The following is a 19,024-nucleotide window of genomic DNA, read 5'->3' as shown; positions in this document are numbered from 1 at the left end:
AGATTAAAAATACTGCAATTTCTCTTCCTCCAAATCAAGGTAAACATACAGCCTCCTGACGATCTCTTCGTCAAGGCTTTGTTTTGCTGAATTTTTATCATGCAGCCACTCGCGTTGGTGGTTTAGCAGGGCGCGGTATATTTCTTTCGACTCTGCGTTCATGCCGGGCTCTTTTATGCCTGCGCGGCTGGTCTCCCATTTTTGCGCTATTTGCTGGAGGGCAGTATGTTCACCAAGCTGTTTTTTATAATTCGATCTTAGGTGGTCGAGCGCATGCTGCGACATCATATTCCGCAATTTATTGTAAAGCTCGTCTTCCGGCATAATGTAGTCTGGGTCTTTTATGTGGAATTTCCGTATAAGCAAAGGCAATGTAAGACCCTGTAAAAGCAGGGTGGCCAATATAACAACAAAAGTGATAAAGAGGATAAGGTTTCGTTGGGGGAACGTGGTGCCATCTTCCAGTTGCAAGGGTATGGATAATGCCGCAGCCAGCGATACCACACCCCGCATCCCGGACCACCCTATGAGGAATGGGCCTTTTATACCGGGATTAGACCTGTCGGCCACGGTTATAAAATTCCGGGCAATGAGCGTAACAACCACAGCCCCATAAGCAGCAACAATGCGCCCCACGATCAAAACACCGGTTATCAGCAGCCCGTAACCTATAGCCGTGGGCATGCTTACGTTTCCAAGCCCGGACGTAATCTGGGGCAGGTCAAGCCCAATGAACATAAATATCAATCCGTTTAGCACAAAAACAAGGCTTTCCCAAACGTTATATCCGCGAAGTCGCGAGGTGCTGCTAAGGAATTGAAGGCGATGGTTAGACAGCAGCAGGCCGCCGCTCACAACGGCAAGCACCCCCGAGCTGTGCACTTCCTCGGCGGCAATGTACATGATGTAGGGTGTCAGGATAGTCAGTACGATATCGCTGTTGGCATCTGTCGGCAAAAATTTGTGTATTTTCATGATGATGTAGCCTATTGCCACGCCTATGCCAATGCCGCCCGCTACCATCCATAAAAAGCTAAGGGCTGCCTCATGCCATACGAACTGCCCTGTAGCAACCGCAATAAGCGCAAAACGAAAAATAATAAGTGATGATGCGTCATTCAGCAGGCTTTCACCTTCCAGTATGGAGCGTACACGACGCGGTGCTTTTACAAATTTCAGTATTGCGCCCGCACTAACGGCGTCCGGTGGCGAAACGATGCCGCCCAGCAACAATCCCAGCGCCAACGAAAAACCGGGTATAAAATAATTGGCCACCAATGCTACGGAGATCGCCGAGAAGAATACAACGATAAAGGCAAAACTCCCGATGATACGGCGCCATTTCCATAGTTCTTTCCATGATATATTCCATGCGGCTTCATACAGTAAAGGTGGCAGAAACAGTATAAATATAGTTTCCGACTTCATTTGCAATTCAGGTATGCCGGGAATAATACTGATACCCAACCCTGCAAGCACGAGCAGCACGGGATAGGCTACTTTTATTTTGTTAGCCAGCATGATCAGCAGCAATATCACCGCGATAATGATAAGGTAAAATGGGAATTTGTCCATTAATGTAAGATCGTGTAAATAATTCGACAATAAATATAATATTTATTGCGCTATATACACATGAAAATTAATCTTAGTTTTAGTAAGGTTGGTGGTGTTTAAGATTTTAACAATGTGGTAAATGTAATGGATGTAATGGTAAGGATATCAGTGGGTTTTACCTGTTTTTATCAGAAAGGTAATTTTACGTGCAAATAGGCTGTTAGCAGTTGGCGTTGGAAACGGGTAAGCCCTAAAATATCAGGCATTATGATTAAACCGTAAAGATTAGTTCAATACTTCTGTAATTGAATGTAGTCAATTAATAAATATGTGACAGCGGGTCATAATTAAAGATCTTGAACGCGACCACCACGGCTACGGCAAAAACAATATGCCCAAAGAAGAGCTGTATGCCATATTCTTTCGATGGCACATGCCTCTTCCCGTCGGGCAGCCGGTAAATAAGCCGCCAGCAGGACACACCTACAACTCCACTGATAATGCCAAAGGCGATGCCTGAAACGAAACCGAACTTTACATTGGTATAGTGCCATACCGACTCGTAGACAAGCACGAATGCAAAGCCTATAAGATAATGTGCCAGCCAGCCCGAAACCTTTTTCATGCGGCCTTTAAGATTGATACCGGCACCTTCCAGTATGAAATTCAGCATCACAGGTTCCTTAAAAAGTTTTTTAAAGCTTATAGACACGAGGTAGCTGAACGTCGTCATGATGTTGGTTGCCGAAAATGCCGCAATCAGTATTTTGTAGAAATTCATAACTTCAGCATATTGCAGGTTTATTAAAGCCGGTTATCTTTCATGAGTAACTTTGTTGACAGCATTATCCTTTCGGAATAAGTTCGTCAATATATTTCATCATGGTGCTTTTTACAGTTGCATCGCTAAAATCCAGTTGTATCTCCAGTCCCCGGTCTTTTTCTTTAAACACAATTTGATGGTCGTTTATAAATTGTACATCGCCATCAGCATGAAAGCTGTAATTCTTGCCAAATGCAGTTTGTGACAATGCGATTTCCCATGGGTTTGCAGGATTTACATTGAGTTCTCTCACAGGAAAAATACTTTCAAAGTTCATTTTCGATGTCCCGTCTACTTCTTCAACAGAAATAAGTTTGCAGGCAGAACGCTCTTTATTGCCTATTGCAATTATTGCATCCTTGTTTTCTAACGCTTTTAGATTTTCAGTCATTTGGTTTATTTATTTGTTTAATTCGTCCGCGACCCTTATCAATAATGCTTTCGTTGCTTTTATCCCCTCTTCCTCACTCAGCCGGCTTCCCTCGTATTCCACCCCGATGTGCCCGGTATAACCTGCTTCCTTCACAATTTTCAGCATCTTCCGGTAGTCAATGGTCGTTTCATTTCCCTTGGCATCAAAATCATAGGTCTTCGCACTTACGCCGTGGGCAAACGGCATTAGTTGGAGCACACCTTTGTATTTATCATATTCATCGATGCAGGGTGCGCCCCAGCGTTCGCCACCATCGCGCTTTACACAGAAATTCCCAAAGTCGGGCAGCGTGCCGCAGTTCTTCAGGTTGATGGACTTAATTACATCGGTCAGTTTTCCCGCATCAGACGAAAGTCCGCCATGGTTTTCCACAATCACGTTGATGTTGCTTTTTTGGGCATATTCCGCAAGCCTGCCCAAGCCATCAACCGAGGTCGCTTTCCATTTGTCAAAGTCATTTTCCGCCCCTGCGCCAAAAAGGTTTACCCGTATGGAGTGGCAGCCCAGTTCCGCAGCAGCATCCACCCATTTAGAATGTTTGGCTATCGCGTCGTCCCTTTCGGCTTTTGCCAATGCCGCCAGTTCGCCTTCGCCATCCACCATGATCAGCACGTTCTTTATACCATGGTCATGGCTGCGTTTTTTGAGTTCCTTTACCACCTTACTGATGCCGTCTTTTTCGATTTCAGGATTATACAGCTGGCTGACATATTCCACTGCTTCAAACCCGAGTTCGCGGGCTTTTTTTGCAAAATCCAGCGCTGCCAGCGTTTTCTTTTCGAGTATGGCCCTGTGCACCGACCATTGCGCCAGCGACAGTTTAAAGAAAGGTTTAGCAGCGGTTGTGTTCTCGTTTTCCATAAGCCAGGATAATAATGGGTCGGCAAGACTAAGGGCAGCTCCTGCCATCCCGGTATTTTTCAGGAATAAGCGACGGTTCATTTCATTTCGTTTTTTGGAATTTTAAAAATAGGTAAAATACCACAGAGATTCACAGAGTTTTTAATTATATGAATTTTGATGCAATTACAGGAGACGTTGCAATGCAACGCCTCTACGGAGTGTCAAACTTTTTTAACGGATCATGATTAAACAATGTTGTAGAGACGTTGCATTGCAATGTCTAACAAAAGATACTCAAAATACTCTGAGGCCTCTATGATCTATTTTAAATTTTCTCAGTGCAACTCTGTGCCTGCTCTGTGAATCTGTGTAATAACTTTCACATAAAGGGATTGAATAAAAACACTATTTTTATGCTTCCAAAAAACAAACTATGAACCAAAAAACGATCCGTTGGGGAATAATTGGCTGCGGCGACGTTACCGAACGCAAGAGCGGCCCGGCCTACCAGAAGACAGAAGGTTTTGAACTGCATGCCGTTATGCGCCGCGATGCTGCAAAAGCCGAAGACTATGCAAAAAGGCATGGTGTGCCAAAACATTATTCTGATGCAGATGCACTTATAAACGCCCCCGAAGTAGATGCCGTTTATATTGCCACGCCGCCTGATACCCATAAATATTACGCACTCAAAGTTGCCGGTGCGGGCAAGCCCTGCTGCATCGAGAAGCCGATGGCGCCTACCTATGCCGAATGTGTTGCTATTTGCAATGCTTTTGAAAGTAAAGGATTGCCTTTATTTGTTGCGTACTACCGCCGTTCGCTGCCAAGGTTTTTACAAATTAAAAACTGGATAGAAGAAGGGCAGATAGGCACAGTGCGCCATATCAACTGGCATTTGGGCAGGACACCTTCACCAAAAGACCTTTCAGGAGAATATAACTGGCGAACGGATGCCGCCATAGCCCCCGGCGGTTATTTTGATGACCTTGCCAGCCACGGGCTCGACCTGTTTCTCTATCTGTTCGGTAATGCAAAAGAAGTTTCGGGGAGCAGCCTCAACCAACAGGGATTGTATTCTGCCAAAGATGCCGTGACCGCTTCTTGGCTGCATGAGTCCGGCGTTACCGGAACCGGAACCTGGAATTTCGGCCTTTCGGAAAGAGCCGACAGCGCAACCATTTACGGCAGTAAAGGGAAAATGGAGTTCGCTGTTTTTGATGAGGTGCCGCTTGTACTTAGTAATGATGCGGGAAGGAAAGAGGTCGTAATCGGGCACCCGGAAAACATTCAGCTGTACCATGTGCAGAATATGCGCGAGCACCTCTTGGGTAATGCGATCCATCCTTCAACAGGGATGACAGGAGCGCATACCGGCTGGGTAATGGACAGGATATTGGGGACGATAGAATAAAAAAAGCAGCCCTAAAGCTGCTTCTTCATGTATGTAACCAAACAAACCAATATTATCGTGCGGCAATAGTCTCAACGAACATTTTGTCATTGTAGGTCATAACCAGGGTTACGTTTTTAGCCGTTGTGCTGTTAACGTCAAACTTTGTAGTGCGGGCTACAGTACCATTGTAAAGCTCCACATTGTTCTCGTCGTATATCTTAATAGCTACAGGTGCTTTACCATCCGGAAGGATCACGGTAACCATGCCGTCCTTAGCGTTAAGCAAAGGCTTGTACACTTCGGCAACCGCTTTTTCAGAAATGATCACACCGTTGTTGGCGATGGTCACTTCGTAAGTAGCTATTTCACTGCCCGTTGCTGCCTCAAGAAAATAGGTGCCGTCAGGGAAAGCTGTAAGGTCATAAGTCCTGCTGATTTTGCCTTCCCTGCTTTTTAGCCTTTCAGAGAAAAGAACTTCTTTATCTTTTGTTGCTATGGTCACATCAACGTTCTTCACTTCATTGATGCTGAAGTTTACCAGTTTGCCGCCGCTCCTTACGCTTAGCGAAAGTTTGCTGTCAGCTGCATTTGCTACCAGGGCAGTAAGGAACAACGCCATTACAAATCCCATTTTAATTACATTTTTCATACCTGGATGATTTTTTATTGATGAATTTTTCCTGAATTTCTTAGTGCTAAATTAATTCTTTGCTTTCGGTTGAATTACAGCAGTATTTGCCAATATGTGTGCTATTTTAACCAACTAAAACGTTATATAATAAAATGGAGGAAATATAGTTGTATTTTAGTACTTTTGCAGGTGTAAATAATTAAGTATGAAAGTTGCAGTGCCAACGTTTGAAGTGATAGAACCCAACTTTGGGAGTTCGTTCTATTATTCAAAATATGTACAAAATGCCAACGTAAAAGCCCATGTGTGGCATTACCATCCCGAGGTAGAGTTGGTATTCGTCAATGGCGGCGCCGGGAAAAGGCAGATAGGCAGCCATATCTCCTATTATACGGATGGGGACCTTATCCTCATCGGCAGCAACCTCCCGCATTGTGGCTTTACTGACGAGGCTACAGGCAATAAGAACGAGACCGTAGTACAGATGCGGCCTGATTTCCTGGGCGAGGCTTTTATGATGCTTCCCGAGACCACAGGATTGCAAAGCCTTTTAGTCCGTTCCAGGGGCGGCATTGCCTTTGGCGGCAAAACTAAAAGGATAGTGGGTGAAGAACTTGAGGCAATGGAAGGGCAGCAGCCGTTTGAAAGACTGCTGTCTATAATAAAGATACTTAAGTACCTCGAACGCTCCGACGACTATAAAATTCTGAATGCTGAGGGGTTTGCCATGGAAACGCAGGTGCAGGATAACGACCGCATTAATATGGTATTTAATTTTGTGAAGGACAGCTTCAGGCAGCCAATAGCCCTTGACAAAGTTGCCGGCATGGCGAGCATGACGGTGCCTTCTTTTTGCCGTTATTTTAAAAAGGTAACGAAAAAGACCTTCACACAATTTGTCAATGAGTACCGCATCGTTCACGCCTGCAAGTTATTGGCCGAAAAACACATCCCAATTGCTGATGTATGCTATGAAAGCGGCTTTAACAACTTCAGCCACTTCAATAAAGCCTTCAGGGAATTTACCGGCAAGAGCGCTTCGCAGTACCGGAAGGAATTGCGTGAAGTAGTTTCCTAAGCATCCCTGTGTCTTCATCGCCAAAATGATGTTATTACAAAAGCTGTAAGTACTCTTATCTTTATATCAGGATAACCTGTACATTTGGTAGTAACATGATTTAATCAATGGGAAAGCCATGAAAAAACTTATTTATGCCGTGCCGTTCGTCATCATCATAGTATTTATGATTTCCTGCGGGAGCGATGACAGTAAAAGCAGCGGGCCTGTAGTGGAAGATAATTTCATCCGCGGAGCTGATATGTCGTTCCTTCCGGAAATCGAACAATCAGGCTATGTGTATAAGAACGGCACCGGCCAGCCCGAAGATGCGTTGCTCACGCTGAAAAAAGCAGGCGTAAATACCATCCGGATCCGGCTTTGGAAGAATCCTTCCACACCTCATTCGGGGATGGCAGAGGTAAAAGCGCTTGCCCAAAGGGTAAAAGCACGGGGTATGAAAGTATGGCTTACAGTGCATTTTTCGGATACCTGGGCCGATCCTTCACAACAGGCAGTCCCGGCAGAGTGGGCAGGACTCAATCTTCAGCAGCTAACCGATCAGGCTATGCTTTATACCGCGAATGTTTTAGCCGAAATACATCCCGATATTTTCCAGATTGGCAACGAAACCAATACAGGCTTCATGTATCCCCTCGGCAATTTGGTTGAGAATGAAGCAGGCTACCTGCAACTGGTGAACGGCATCAGCGCTACGATCCGCCAGAATGCACCGGACACAAAGATTATGATACATTATGCGGGCATTGCCGACAGTGCCGACTGGTTCTTTAATAAGATTACCGATGTAGATTATGACTATATTGGGCTTTCGTACTACCCCGTTTGGCATGGAAAAAGCCTTGCCAATGTGCAAACAAAAATGCATCAGCTGGGCCAGGCCCATAATAAGAAGGTAGTTATCGCAGAAACGTCGTATCCGTTTACATTAGGCTGGAACGATTTGACTAATAACACTATCGGCACGCAGGACCAGATCATCCCGTCCTATCCCGCCACACCCGACGGACAGAAAAGCTATATGCTGGATATACGGAACATTGCAAAAAACGCAGGCATGGGTTTCTGCTATTGGGGCACCGAGTGGGTGGCATTTAGGGGAGCAGAAGCAACCAATGGCTCTGCGGGTGAGAACCTTGCGCTTTGGGATTTTGAAGGCAAAGCGCTTCCCGCGATGGATACTTTTTATAAGTAAGCTTGCTGAAGTTAATAGCCGGGCTTTACTTTAAGTTCTTTCCCAAACCCTTCATAAATATTTTGGAGGGCTTTTCTTTGTATTATCCTTATTCGTAATTTTAGTACAAAATAATATCTACCATGGCAAAGAAAAAAAGTAAATCAGGAATAAATAATTTTTTTGATAAGTTCGCTGCAAAAGTCACCAAAGCTACAGGCAGTAGTTCTGTGTTTGCTATAGCGCTGCTGATCGTGATCGTTTGGGGGATAAGCGGCCCTATATTCGATTATTCCGAAACGTGGCAGCTGGTTATCAACACAGGCACAACGATCATTACGTTCCTGATGGTGTTCGTTATCCAGAAATCGCAAAATAAGGATTCGCTGGCCATACAACTGAAGCTGAACGAGCTTGTGGCATGTAATGAGCTTGCCAGCAACCGTCTTATCGACATTGAGGACATGACCGAGGAGGAAATGGAGATCATTAAGAAATATTATTGCAAGCTGGGTGAGCTGAGCAAAAAGGGCCAGAACCTGCACGAGTCGCATTCTCTCGACGAGGCTGAGGAGAACAACGAAGTGAAAAGTAAGTCGAAAAAAATAAGACAGGATGTTATTTCCAAAAAGGCATCGCCTAAGGAAACTGCAAATAAAAAACCTTCAGGCAAATAAGTCCTGAAGGTTTCCGGTTTAGCCCGCACTATTGTTTAGTGTGTGCGTATTTTATCAAAAGTGTGCTCCAAAAGGTGCTTCATTTTATCAGCAGCGCCTTTTATGGCAAACTCTACCGATTCGGCGTGGTTGGTTACCGCCAGTGGGTTCATCCCGTTTACACGTGCCTCAATAGTGCAGCGTTTGTCGGCGCCTTTGGTTTTATCGGCATTCTCGTCGCCCAAGTAAACTTCCAGGCTTGTTATCTTGTCTTCAAAACGTTTCAGGGCGTTGTGCAATACTTCAGAGAAATAGTTTTCGATCCTTCCGGCACCTTCAATGTGGTTGTCGGTGTTTATGTTAATCTGCATAGTGTTTGAATTTAATTATACATATAAAAATACGCAAAAAAATCGGCTTACGCGAGCAATTAGGATAAGATTAGTATTTTCATTTCCTGAAAATAAATACGATTTTATTTTGCTAATTATACCGATTGGTATAATTTTGTATATGTAATTCGAAGCAATGACTAAAGCAGAAAAAACAAGGCAGTTCATCATAGAGAAAACAGCACCCGTTTTCAACAGGAAAGGCTATGCCGGTACGTCACTTTCGGACATTACAGAAGCTACCGGGCTTACCAAAGGCAGCATCTATGGAAACTTCAGTAATAAGGATGAAGTGGCCTTGGCGGTTTTCGATTACAATTTTGGGCTGATGTCTTCTATCATCAAAAAGAAAATAGACGATAAGCCCAATGCCATTGATAAGCTCAAAGTATACCTGACTTTATATTCACAATTCATATTGTTCCCCGCACTCGAAGGTGGCTGCCCTGTATTGAATACAGCCATTGAGGCGGATGATACCCACGAAGCACTGCGCAGTAAAGCAGCATCTGCCATAGAAAAATGGCATAAAACAATTCAGAACATTATTAAGGAAGGACAGGAAAAAGGGCAGGTGCGCAAAGGTGCCGCTGCCAAAGATTTTGCCCTGGCTTTTATAGCGTTGGTTGAAGGCGGCATTATGATAACAAAAGTTACGGGCAAGATGGAAGGCTTTAAAACAGCCATGAAACAGGCTGAAAAAATGATAGATAAGATAGCGAAATAATTTTTTTGGCATAAAATATACCAATTGGTATATAAAATATTTATTAATATACCGAATGGTACAAAATAGAAATTATGAATACAAAAGCAGCAGAATTTTTAAGGCAGCATATAGGCAGGGAGGTGTCAGATTCGCCATCACCATTCATGAGCTGGCTAAAGCCGGTTATGGCCGCGGTAGAGCAGGACAGCCTGACATTTGAATATGCCATCCGTAAGGAAATGACAAATCCGTTCGGAACGCTCCACGGCGGTGTGACGGCAGCGATGATAGACGATGCTATTGGCGCTACGCTGATATGCTATGGCGAAGCGTTCTTCCATATGTCGATAAACCTGGCGGTGGATTATTTTGCGCCGGCGCGCGAAGGCGATGTTATTATTGCTAAAACAAAAGTGCTGAAAAGAGGCAGCCAGATCGTGAATGCCGAATGTGAAGTATGGAATAAAGAGCGCACTAAACTTTTGGCAAAAGGCTATACCAATCTGTTGAAAACGCCAATTAAAAAATAAAAAATTTAACCACATAGAAACATAGGATTTATAGGCTTTGACAGTACTGAAGGAAATGCAGGTTCACTAAGTTGAAGCGACGCTTCATCTATGCGATACTAAAATAACCATCTTTTTCCGGTTTTTTAATCCTATGTGTCTATGTGGTTAAATCGAATCTTAAAAACTAGAAAATGAAAAGAGTAGCAGTAACAGGCCTGGGTGCGATAACGCCGCTGGGCAATTCGGTGCCGGAATTCTGGGCAAATATCCTTGCCGGGAAAAGCGGTGCAGGGCCGATCACGAAATTCGATGCATCGAAATTCAAGACGCAGTTTGCCTGCGAGGTAAAGAATTTTGACATTGAGCAATATGTCGACCGAAAAGAAGCACGCAAATACGACCTCTTTACCCAATATGCCATTGCCGCAACCGATGAGGCTGTAAAAGATTCCGGATTGGATTTTAGTACGATGCCACAAAAGGAACGTTTTGGGGTTGGCGTCATATGGGCATCCGGCAATGGTGGTATCGGTACCTTTGAGGAACAGTTAAAGGAGTTCTATTCCGGCGATGGTACACCACGCTTCAATCCGTTCTTTATCCCGAAAATGATAGTGGATATTGCGGCGGGTGTGCTTTCTATCCGCTACGGTTTGCACGGGCCTAATTATGCTACCGTCTCGGCCTGTGCCTCTTCCAATACTGCCATAATTTCGGCTTTCGATACCATTCGTTTAGGCAAAGCCACAATCATGATCGCGGGCGGGAGCGAGGCGGCAATAACGCAGTCGTCTATCGGCGGGTTCAATGCATCGCATGCGTTATCTAAAAATAACGACAACTCGCAATCGGCTTCAAAACCTTTTGATGCCAACCGCGATGGCTTTGTAGCAGGGGAAGGTGCGGGTGCGCTGATACTGGAAGAATGGGAACATGCCGTTGCAAGGGGAGCAACAATATATGCAGAGATAGTAGGTGGCGGGATGGCTGCCGATGCCTACCACCTTACCGGTACACCTGCCGATGGGCTTGGTGCAGCCTTAGGTATGCAGAAAGCTTTGTCGGATGCCGGGTTACACCCATCGGACATTGATTATATCAATGCCCATGCTACCTCTACACCGCAGGGCGACTTAAGTGAACTGAATGCCATTGCTACGGTTTTCAACGGGATTGACGTTCCAGTAAGTGCAACAAAATCCATGACCGGCCATTTGCTCGGCGCGGCCGGAGCTATAGAAAGCATCATCAGTATACTGGCGGTGAAGAATGACATTATTCCCCCAACGATAAATACTACCAACCTGGATCCGCAAATACCGGCAGGCCTTTCGATCATCCTGGATAAGCCTGTCAGCAAAAAAATAGGATATGCCGTCAACAACACCTTTGGTTTTGGGGGGCATACCGCGAGTACTATCTTTAAGAAGGCAGATTAATTTCAATACGCACAAACCATTTCAGATCCGGGTTTATTATGACACTGCCGGTGATGTCATAAAAATCTGTTGGCAGCATACAACCCACGCTAAACTTTTGCATCTTTGTAGTATAACTATCCGGTAAACTACATGATGCGGTATTTTTGTCTTTTTATAATGAATATTGTTTTCCTCACGTCTTTTGCGCAGGTGAACGAACGGCTGAAAGATACCATAGAAGTTGACAGCGTTCCGGCGTTTGCCGACCCAAAATACAGGGAAGACCAGTTCTATGCCACGATCTCGTATAACATCATGCAGGGCAAGCCCGCGGGGTATTCGCAATACTCTTTTTCTACCGGGCTTTCGGCGGGTTTTTTAAGGGACATGCCTATCAATAAACGCAGGAACCACTCTGTAGCGCTCGGGCTTGGTTATTCGTACAGCAATATCAAGCACAACCTTGTTGTGGAGAATATGGGCGGGGAAAATGTGTACCACCCGGTAAAGGAAGGCAGTTTTGATAAGAACAAGCTTGTGCTTCACTATCTTGAAGTGCCTTTGGAATTACGCTGGCGCAATTCCGATTCCATAAGCCATAAGTTCTGGCGCATCTATGCAGGATTCAAAGTGAGCTACCTGTTATATGACAAAGCGCAGTATGAGCCTGCTGAAGGCGGGACAGTAAAAATCCGTAAGGACAACAATATCAATCGTATTGCTTATGGGGCTTATATCTCTGCGGGATGGAATACCTGGAACCTGTATGCCTACTACGGCCTCACTCCCATATATAAAGATGCCATCCTGGAAAATGGCGATAAGCTAAAGCTGCAGTCGCTTAACCTGGGGCTGATATTTTATATACTATAGTGTCGGTACATTTAAATTCCACATCATGAATATTGATAGATCGCAAGTTAGAATTAATATAGCCTTACTGATAATGACATTTATAGTGACAGTAAAGTCATATTCCCAAAAAACAGTAAGAGAATATTTTGATGATGGTATAACATATGCCGGAAATGAAGACTATCAGAACGCCGCATCATCGTTTAAATATATAGTTGATAATCATCCCAAGGACAGCCTTTACCCTCTTGCACTTTATAATGTTGCCTATGTTTATGCAGCCGGTGAAGATTATATGAATGCAATACCTTCTTATGAAAGGATCCTTGCGAGTGATCTAAAAGAAGATGATCTCATTGGGGGTGACATTATGGCTAGTCCTTATGCTAATTATAAATATAAGGCAAGCCGCGACCTTTGCCGGATCTATATTGCTAAAGAGGATTATGAAAAAGCTCTTGAGTACCTGATACTTTCTGATGAAAAATATCCATACATTCATTTTTGTGCAAACAAAGGGTGCAGCAATGAGACTGAATTGGCTCTAAATTATGCACTTCTCTATGAGAAAACAGGGCATAAGGATAAAGCACGTGAAAAGCTGCTTTCGTATGCACTAAACGGCACTGAACGAATTCTGGATGAACTTAAGATCTATCTTTCTGAAGAAAAGGATGTAAAAGCAAAATTCGACAGATCTTTAAAAGCTATTGAAAGCGAAAAAAAAGACGATTATACGAATTACTTCATTACTTTTTTAGGCGCTAAGATGTATGTGGGCTGGGGTGACGATACAAGCGGTGTGTTTGATAAAAAGCAGGCTATAAAAGATATTAAGAGGTCAGATTTTTACAAGATGCTTGAGGCTCTTAAAAATTGATATATTATAAAGTCGGCACCAGCCAGAAATACCAAAGCCCAACCTGCGGCAGTATCCCTATAGCGGTGCCTAATATGACCGACCCCATTCCATCCCCATTGTCCCGGAGCCGCGAAGAAGCCACAAATCCTGAACAGATGATACAGAAGGCGATAAGGTACAGGAACGTTACATGATAGTAGGCCGATATCCCTATTATAAACAGTGTAAGCGAAGAGATCGCGATCATGTGAAGGCTTGCTTTACGGCCAAACAGCAATAAGGCAAGCGCAAGCACTACGCTTACGAGTACCCCCACAAAGTAGTAGTACAGCTCCGGCAGCACCAGCACCGAAAAGCTGTGCTTGATCAGGATGAAAAGCAATACGGCATAAAAAGCCAGTGGCAGCTTCCGTTCCTTTTTATCCACAAGCATTTTTGTCTTTACCAGGCTCAGAGACCTTAGCAGGTAAAATACCGACATTGGCAGCAGCATGGTAAGGATAAGCACCTGTATGAACACTAAGTAAATTTCGTGCTGGTAAAAAAAATCTTTGGTGATCACAAAATAGAACAGCGTAGCATAGGCCGGGATAAAAAGCGGATGGAAGAGATGGGAAAAAACAGTTAGCAGCCTTTTCATGGCTTATATTTTCTTCCTCATCCGGGCTACAGGTATGTCGAGCTGTTCGCGGTATTTAGCAATGGTACGGCGGGCAATAGGGTAGCCCTTGTCTTTCAGTATCTCGGCCAGCTTGTCATCGGGCAGGGGCTTGCGCTTGTCCTCGTCCTCAATAACGGTCTGCAATATTTTTTTGATCTCTATGGTCGAAACATCCTCGCCCTGGTCGTTCTTCATCGCTTCAGAGAAAAATTCCTTGATGAGCTTGGTGCCGTAAGGCGTTTCCACATATTTGCTGTTGGCCACACGTGATACTGTCGAAATATCCAACCCGACCATGTCGGCAATGTCTTTCAGGATCATCGGCTTTAGCTTGGCCTCATCGCCATCCAGGAAATATTCCTCCTGGTAATGCATGATGGCGTTCATGGTGACGAATAACGTTTCCTGGCGCTGGCGGATGGCATCGATGAACCATTTGGCCGAATCGAGCTTTTGCTTTATGAACTGCACGGCATCCTTCTGCTGCGACGATTTGTCCCGGCTGTCCTTGTAGCTTTGCAGCATCTCCTGGTAGTCTTTAGAAACGTGCAGTTCTGGGGCGTTACGGCCGTTAAGGGTAAGTTCAAGTTCCCCGTCAACGATCTTTATAGCAAAATCGGGCACTACATGCTCCACGGTTCTCGAGTTGCTTTCATAAGCGCCACCCGGCTTGGGGTTCAGGTGCTCTATTTCATCAATAGCCTTGCGAAGCTGCTCCTGCGTGATGTCATATTTTTGGAGTAGTTTGTCATAATGCTTTTTGGTAAAGGCATCAAACTGGTGCTCAATAATATCTATGGCAAGTTCAACCGAACTTGTAGGGGTCTTGCTTTTCAGTTGCAGCAAAAGGCATTCCTGAAGGTCGCGTGCGCCAACCCCTGCGGGCTCCAGTTGGTGGATGATGTGCAGTATGCGCTCTACGGTCTTTTCATCCGTATAGATTCCCTGCGTAAATGCCATGTCGTCTACAATGTCGGGTATGCTCCTGCGGATGTAGCCCATATCGTCGATGCTGCCCACGAGGAATTCGGCAATATCCCTTTCGTTTTCACTCAGTATAAAAGTATTCAGCTGGTCGGTAAGGTTCTGGTGGAAGCTCACCGTAGCGGCAAACGGCATGCTGCGGTCTTCGTCGTCGTCACTGTAATTGTTGGCCTGCAGCTTATAGTCGGGAGTTTCGTCGTTGCTCAGGTATTCATCAATGTTTATTTCATCGGCATCAATGCGCTCACCTTCATAATCATCATAATCGTCGTACTCATCATTGTTGTCAAATTCATCGTTCTCATATTCAAATTCATCCTCCTTGCCGCTTTCGAGGGCAGGATTTTCTACCATCTCTTCCTTAAGGCGCTGCTCAAAGGCCTGCGTAGGCAGCTGGATAAGCTTCATCAACTGTATCTGCTGCGGGGATAGTTTTTGTGATAATTTAAATTGTAAGTTCTGTTTGAGCATGGTAAGGGCGATAATTTGTACAGGATAAAATTACAAAAAACTGGCATAACTGTTGATGCGTTTTTGGATAAAATTATAAACGAGTGAACCAGGATTTCTGCTGTAAGGGTTTAAACTCACTTCTATTAAACAATTGTAATCCAAATAGTGATTAAAGTGGTAATAAAATAGGTATATTTACGTTTAACATGCAGATTCGTTAACTAGCTAAAAAATAGCCTATGAAAAATTATATACTTTTGATTTTGGCATTTGCATTTTTTGGATTCGCTTCATGCAGCAGTGATGATACTAAACCGGAAGATCCAACGGCTGTAGATCCTGATCCGGTTAATCCTGATCCCTACTACGCTTGCAGATATGCAGGGGGTGTAACTTTGAAGACACAGGCAGATGTTAATACTTTTGTTTCGTTTGCCCCGTGTGCCATTGGAGATATAACTATCGGTTCTTCAAATTCTCCAAGCGATATTACTGACCTTTCAGGGCTTTCAACATTGCAAACAATTGATGGAAAACTTATTATTGTCAATAATCCAAATCTGCAATCTTTGGAGGGATTGCACAATGTTAAAGCTGTTAAAGGCGATATTGAGATTAGTAATAATAATTTACTATCTAATTTACATGGTCTAAGATCGTTAGAAGACCAAACAGGAATAATTACTATTTCTTCCAATAATGCTCTTCAAACCCTTACTGGTCTTGAGCATCTTACTTACATTCACTCTTTACAGGTAAATGATAATCCATTATTCTCAGGCTTTAACGGACTTGAAAATTGTGTAAAAATTGACGATTTGGGTTTGTCCGGTTCTAATGTGATTACAAATCTAAGTACGTTAAATCAACTTAACGAATTGGAATTGCTCGCAGTGGCAAATAATAGCAACCTTGTATCATTGGATGGACTTTCGGTCACAGTTATAGAAAGTCTTGTAATAGCCGATAATCCTAATCTATCTTCACTGAATGGGCTTAATAATATTACATCAATAAACGATATAAAAATCCATAACAATAACGCCCTTACATCATTGCAAGGGCTTGAACAGGCAACTATAATAAAACACCTGGAAATTACAAATAATAATTCGCTTGTTTCTCTGGAAGGAATGAACAGTATTAATTCCATCGATTATCTTTATTGTGCTACTAACCAAAATCTTACTAACCTGGCTCTTCATCAGCTTACAAAAATAGGGACAGTCATATTATGGGATAATAATAATCTCTCTTCGTTAGAAGGAATGCAAAATATAACAGAAATTTCCGTATTACACTTATGGGGCAATAACAGTCTTAGTTCTATAGAACAGTTATCATCCGTAAATGTTTTTAAAGATAATTTTAGTATTAAAGCGAATCCTATGCTGGAGTCTCTTAATGGTTTGCAAAACGTAGCGGTATATATAGGTAACGGATTTGAAGTTATGAATAATGCTTCATTAAAAGATCTTTGTGCCTTACAGAACATATTGCTTTTGTTGCAATCCCGTCCATATGATCCCGAGAACCCAGTATGGATAATGGACAATTATAATCCGGTTAATGCAGCCGGTATCTTAGCGGGAAACTGTAGCATTGATTAATATTAGTTATAAGCAGTCTTAAAAAGCCTCCCATTGGGAGGCTTGCATATCTTTAAAACACTGCGTTTTGCGGTGTCCTTGAAAAACTATCTTTTGTGATTTCATATTTATTCTTTGGATGCTGCCTTATCAAATACACTAATGATAATCTCGTTGTCTATTATTTTTAATAAGTTTATAGCTGCCTTTCACAAGGTAGCGATGTCCTTTTTTTTGGGCTTAATAATTCTTCTTTTGGTAGGAATCATAATTTGAGTAATCTCCGGCTTTCTAAAATCAAGCCGTCCCGAATTTAGAAACCACTCTTCATTAGCTATTTCTGCACGGGCAATCACTACTTCTTCATTAAAAGGGTCTTTATAGTTTCATAGTGAAAGACTTTTTACAAATATAAAAAACCTCCCGAAGGAGGTTTGTAATTCTTAAAACTCTGCGTTCTGCGGTGTCCTTGGGAAAGGGATTACATCGCGGATGTTGGTCATACCGGTTACGAACAGCACCAGGCGCTCAAAGCCAAGCCCGAAGCCGCTATGCACTGCCGTACCGAAACGGCGGGTATCAAGGTACCACCATAATTCTTTTTCATCGATGCCAAGGTCGGCTATCTTTTGCTGCAGCACATCCAGGCGCTCTTCCCTTTGCGATCCGCCTACAATCTCGCCAATGCCGGGGAACAATATGTCCATGGCGCGAACCGTCTGATTGTCCTCATTCAGCCTCATGTAGAAAGCCTTGATCTTCGCAGGGTAGTCAAACAATATTACCGGGCATTTGAAATGCTTTTCAACAAGGAAACGCTCGTGCTCGCTTTGGAGGTCGGCACCCCATTCTTCAATAATATAGTTGAACTTTTTATTCTTGTTCGGCTTGCTGTTCTTCAGGATGTCGATAGCTTCGGTATAGCTCACACGCTTGAAGTTATTGTCCAGTACAAACTGTAGTTTTTCCAAAAGCCCCATTTCACTGCGCTCGGCAGTTGGCTTTTGCTTTTCCTCATCGGCAAGGCGCTGGTTCAGGAAGGCAAGGTCGTCCTGGCAACGGTCCATCGCATATTTTATAACATACTGGATAAAGTCTTCCGCAAGGTCCATGTTGGCATCAAGGTCGTTAAAGGCCACTTCCGGCTCTATCATCCAGAATTCCGCAAGGTGGCGCGAAGTATTACTGTTCTCCGCACGGAACGTAGGCCCGAACGTATACACCTGCCCAAGTGACATAGCATAGGTTTCAGCTTCAAGCTGTCCCGATACGGTAAGGTTGGTCTCCTTCCCGAAGAAATCCTGTTTGTAGTCTACTTTGCCTTCTTCATTCAACGGTGCCCCTGTAGCAGGTAATGCAGTTACACGGAACATTTCGCCAGCACCTTCGGCATCAGAGCCGGTTATGATAGGGGTATTTACATACACAAAGCCTTTTTCCTGGAAATACTGGTGAATGGCAAATGACAGTACAGAGCGTACCCTCATGATCGCACCGAATACATTTGTACGCACACGCAGGTGGGCATTTTCCCTCAAAAATTCAAGACTTGGCTTATTCCTCAATTGGATTGGATATGTCTCAGCATCACTGTCGCCCAAAATTTCAAGTTTAGTAACCTGTACTTCATATTTTTGACCCGCACCCTGGCTTTCTACCAGATTGCCGTGGATTGCAACTGCCGCACTAGTCGTAAGCCTTTTAAGCATTTCAGGTGATGTGTTTTCAAAGTCTACTACACACTGAATATTATTTATGGTCGAGCCATCATTTATAGCAAGAAATTGGTTATTCCTGAAAGTCCTTACCCATCCTTTTACTAATACATCATCAAGCGGCTTTGCGCTGTTCAGCAGGTCTTTAACTTTAATGTGCTTCATTTTAAAAAAATTTAGTCTTTGTTTTTTGGGTGATGCGCCAATTGCGCAAATGCCTGCAAATGTAATGAAAAGCATAAAAACCAAAACGGGTTTTTGCCACGAATTACACGAATTT

At 43.6% G+C, this 19,024-nt stretch carries 19 protein-coding genes; 10 read left to right on the top strand and 9 right to left on the bottom strand.

The window, feature by feature from the left end; translation table 11 throughout:
• Window positions 1-3: 3 nt before the first annotated feature.
• The 4 genes from HYN59_RS02785 to HYN59_RS02770 form a co-directional block, all read right to left on the bottom strand.
• Window positions 4-1,575, bottom strand: coding sequence for a Na+/H+ antiporter (locus tag HYN59_RS02785; protein WP_108776810.1), 1,572 nt, complete (start codon window positions 1,573-1,575; stop codon window positions 4-6).
• A 301-nt stretch (window positions 1,576-1,876) separates the two neighbouring features.
• Window positions 1,877-2,338: a hypothetical protein gene (locus HYN59_RS02780; protein WP_108776809.1), complete on the bottom strand. Its 462-nt coding sequence runs from the start codon at window positions 2,336-2,338 to the stop codon at window positions 1,877-1,879.
• Window positions 2,339-2,402: 64 nt separating this feature from the next.
• On the bottom strand, window positions 2,403-2,771 hold the full coding sequence (locus HYN59_RS02775; RefSeq protein WP_108776808.1) for a hypothetical protein: 369 nt from the start codon (window positions 2,769-2,771) through the stop codon (window positions 2,403-2,405).
• Between the two features lie 9 nt (window positions 2,772-2,780).
• On the bottom strand, window positions 2,781-3,755 hold the full coding sequence (locus HYN59_RS02770; RefSeq protein WP_108776807.1) for a sugar phosphate isomerase/epimerase family protein: 975 nt from the start codon (window positions 3,753-3,755) through the stop codon (window positions 2,781-2,783).
• A 334-nt stretch (window positions 3,756-4,089) separates the two neighbouring features.
• Here HYN59_RS02770 and HYN59_RS02765 point away from each other — a divergent pair, with 334 nt between their 5' ends.
• Window positions 4,090-5,070 (top strand): Gfo/Idh/MocA family protein, encoded by a 981-nt coding sequence (locus HYN59_RS02765; RefSeq protein WP_108776806.1) that lies wholly within the window; start codon window positions 4,090-4,092, stop codon window positions 5,068-5,070.
• A 52-nt stretch (window positions 5,071-5,122) separates the two neighbouring features.
• Here HYN59_RS02765 and HYN59_RS02760 read toward each other — a convergent pair whose 3' ends face one another.
• A complete protein-coding gene (locus tag HYN59_RS02760; RefSeq protein ID WP_108776805.1) occupies window positions 5,123-5,701 on the bottom strand; it encodes a hypothetical protein in 579 nt (192 codons plus the stop codon).
• 187 nt (window positions 5,702-5,888) lie between these two features.
• On the opposite strand from HYN59_RS02760, the gene HYN59_RS02755 reads away from it, so the two are divergent.
• From HYN59_RS02755 to HYN59_RS02745, 3 genes are all read left to right on the top strand, one after another.
• Window positions 5,889-6,761, top strand: coding sequence for an AraC family transcriptional regulator (locus tag HYN59_RS02755; protein WP_108776804.1), 873 nt, complete (start codon window positions 5,889-5,891; stop codon window positions 6,759-6,761).
• A gap of 118 nt (window positions 6,762-6,879) precedes the next feature.
• On the top strand, window positions 6,880-7,956 hold the full coding sequence (locus HYN59_RS02750) for a glycoside hydrolase family 53 protein (RefSeq protein WP_245895651.1): 1,077 nt from the start codon (window positions 6,880-6,882) through the stop codon (window positions 7,954-7,956).
• Between the two features lie 122 nt (window positions 7,957-8,078).
• On the top strand, window positions 8,079-8,612 hold the full coding sequence (locus HYN59_RS02745; protein WP_108776803.1) for a low affinity iron permease family protein: 534 nt from the start codon (window positions 8,079-8,081) through the stop codon (window positions 8,610-8,612).
• Between the two features lie 35 nt (window positions 8,613-8,647).
• Here the strand turns inward: HYN59_RS02745 and HYN59_RS02740 are convergent, their stop codons facing one another.
• Window positions 8,648-8,962, bottom strand: a complete 315-nt coding sequence (locus HYN59_RS02740; protein WP_108776802.1) for an HPF/RaiA family ribosome-associated protein — start codon at window positions 8,960-8,962, stop codon at window positions 8,648-8,650.
• Between the two features lie 157 nt (window positions 8,963-9,119).
• Between HYN59_RS02740 and HYN59_RS02735 the strand changes: the two genes are divergently transcribed.
• The 5 genes from HYN59_RS02735 to HYN59_RS02715 all read left to right on the top strand — a co-directional run bounded on the left by HYN59_RS02735 (window position 9,120) and on the right by HYN59_RS02715 (window position 13,360).
• Window positions 9,120-9,710 carry a TetR/AcrR family transcriptional regulator gene (locus tag HYN59_RS02735; protein WP_108776801.1) on the top strand — a complete coding sequence of 197 codons (591 nt, stop codon included), beginning with the start codon at window positions 9,120-9,122 and terminating at the stop codon, window positions 9,708-9,710.
• 74 nt (window positions 9,711-9,784) lie between these two features.
• Window positions 9,785-10,222, top strand: a complete 438-nt coding sequence (locus HYN59_RS02730) for a PaaI family thioesterase (protein WP_108776800.1) — start codon at window positions 9,785-9,787, stop codon at window positions 10,220-10,222.
• Window positions 10,223-10,395: 173 nt separating this feature from the next.
• A complete protein-coding gene (gene fabF / locus HYN59_RS02725) occupies window positions 10,396-11,643 on the top strand; it encodes a beta-ketoacyl-ACP synthase II (protein WP_108776799.1) in 1,248 nt (415 codons plus the stop codon).
• A gap of 159 nt (window positions 11,644-11,802) precedes the next feature.
• A complete protein-coding gene (locus HYN59_RS02720; RefSeq protein WP_181369497.1) occupies window positions 11,803-12,498 on the top strand; it encodes a porin family protein in 696 nt (231 codons plus the stop codon).
• A 25-nt stretch (window positions 12,499-12,523) separates the two neighbouring features.
• Window positions 12,524-13,360, top strand: a complete 837-nt coding sequence (locus tag HYN59_RS02715) for a tetratricopeptide repeat protein (protein ID WP_146185846.1) — start codon at window positions 12,524-12,526, stop codon at window positions 13,358-13,360.
• 4 nt (window positions 13,361-13,364) lie between these two features.
• Here HYN59_RS02715 and HYN59_RS02710 read toward each other — a convergent pair whose 3' ends face one another.
• Both HYN59_RS02710 and rpoN read right to left on the bottom strand, forming a co-directional pair.
• Window positions 13,365-13,982: a hypothetical protein gene (locus HYN59_RS02710; protein WP_108776796.1), complete on the bottom strand. Its 618-nt coding sequence runs from the start codon at window positions 13,980-13,982 to the stop codon at window positions 13,365-13,367.
• Between the two features lie 3 nt (window positions 13,983-13,985).
• A complete protein-coding gene (gene rpoN / locus HYN59_RS02705) occupies window positions 13,986-15,458 on the bottom strand; it encodes an RNA polymerase factor sigma-54 (protein WP_108776795.1) in 1,473 nt (490 codons plus the stop codon).
• Between the two features lie 221 nt (window positions 15,459-15,679).
• On the opposite strand from rpoN, the gene HYN59_RS02700 reads away from it, so the two are divergent.
• On the top strand, window positions 15,680-17,050 hold the full coding sequence (locus HYN59_RS02700; protein WP_108776794.1) for a leucine-rich repeat domain-containing protein: 1,371 nt from the start codon (window positions 15,680-15,682) through the stop codon (window positions 17,048-17,050).
• Window positions 17,051-17,472: 422 nt separating this feature from the next.
• Here HYN59_RS02700 and asnS read toward each other — a convergent pair whose 3' ends face one another.
• Window positions 17,473-18,909 (bottom strand): asparagine--tRNA ligase, encoded by a 1,437-nt coding sequence (gene asnS, locus HYN59_RS02695; RefSeq protein ID WP_108779624.1) that lies wholly within the window; start codon window positions 18,907-18,909, stop codon window positions 17,473-17,475.
• Window positions 18,910-19,024 lie beyond the last annotated feature (115 nt).

Source organism: Flavobacterium album (genome assembly GCF_003096035.1).
In the GTDB taxonomy this organism is placed as follows: Bacteria; Bacteroidota; Bacteroidia; order Flavobacteriales; family Flavobacteriaceae; genus Flavobacterium; species Flavobacterium album.
The sequence above is the reverse complement of the archived record's forward strand: the minus strand, read 5'-3'. Positions and strand labels throughout refer to the sequence as shown.